The 1,380-nt window shown below is 62.0% G+C and carries 1 protein-coding gene and 1 pseudogene; both read right to left on the bottom strand.

Annotation, left to right across the window (positions count from 1 at the left end; translation table 11 throughout):
- Positions 1–307: pseudogene (locus AC1DT3_RS21250) on the bottom strand (tripartite tricarboxylate transporter TctB family protein); the annotation flags it as partial.
- Positions 308–485: 178 nt separating this feature from the next.
- A partial coding sequence (locus AC1DT3_RS21255) for a Bug family tripartite tricarboxylate transporter substrate binding protein (RefSeq protein WP_477467172.1) occupies positions 486–1,380 on the bottom strand: 895 nt, incomplete at its 5' end.

Raw genomic sequence — 1,380 nt, forward strand, 5'->3', positions numbered from 1 at the left:
TGAACCCGACGCCGAACTTGATGAAAGCGATCAGGACAGCAAGACCGCCGATGATGAGAACGATCGGCTTCCAATCGAGACTGTCACGCCGCGGCAGGCCGCCGTTGAGCGCAATGACGCCGTTGGCGACGCCGAGGACGGCAAGGCCGATCGCGACGACGATCGGCATCGCTTTTGGGCCGAGCCCATAAACCGAGGAGAGCTCCAATCCACTCAAGTCCCGCCAGATCAGACCGGCGAGGAGGAGCAATCCTAGAGCGATGACCAATCCGGCCGCGTCGACGCGCCGGGGAATGCGTTTGTCCATGACGTCTTCCTAAACCGCGTCTTCGCAGAGCGCGTCGTCCTAACCTTGCGTCGTTTAGACCGGATGACTTTGCAGAAGAGTGACTTTGCAGAAGAGCCACTTTGCAGAAGAGTCATGGGCCTAAAAAGAAGCGCCGCAGACGCGGCGCTTCAATCACGTCTTTATTCGAGCCGTCGTATCAGGACTTCACCAATCCGACCGAGGTCAAGATTTCTTTCGTCCGGATTTGATCTTCGGCGAGGAACTTGGCGAACGCGTCACCCGAAAGATACGCGTCGTCCCAGCCCTTCTGCTTCAGGATCTCGTTCCATTCCTTCGACTTGGCGAGCTTGTCGACGGTCTCGGTCAGAGTCTTCTTCTGCTCCGGCGAGAGGCCCGGAGGACCGACGACGGCGCGCCAGTTGGCGATTTCGAGATCCACGCCCTGATCCTTCAAGGACGGCATTTCCTTCGTGCCCTTGCCGGCTGGAGTGGTCAATCCGATGAGGCGGAGCTTGCCGGCCTTGATCTGGCTTTCGAACTCGCCGTAGCCGGAGATGCCGGCCGTCACCTTGCCGCCCAGGATCGCGGCAAGGGATTCACCGCCGCCCGAGAACGGGATGTAGTTGATCTTGGTCGGATCGGCGCCGACAGCCTTGGCGAACAAGGCAACGGCGATATGGTCGACGCCACCGGCCGAGCCGCCGGCCCAGGTCACCTTCGCAGGGTCGGCCTTGACCGCTGCAGCGAGATCCTTGGCGTTCTTGATCGGCGAATCCGTTGGCACGACGATCGCCTCGTACTCGCCTGTAAGGCGGGCGATCGGAGTGGTCTGGTCGAGGCCGACCGGCGACTTGTTGGTCAACAGCGCGCCAACCATGACGTAGCCCATCACCATGAGCTGGCTGCCGTCGCCCTTTGCGCCATTGGCGAACTGAGCGATGCCGATCGAGCCGCCGGCGCCGGGCACGTTCGTAACCTGGACGTTCTTGGCGATGCCCGACTGCGTGAGCGCCTGCTGCATCGAGCGGGCCGTCTGGTCCCAGCCGCCGCCGGGCGCTGCCGGAGCCATGATCTTGATTTCGGATTGGGCC

The organism is Microvirga sp. P4_G7, from assembly GCF_056401005.1.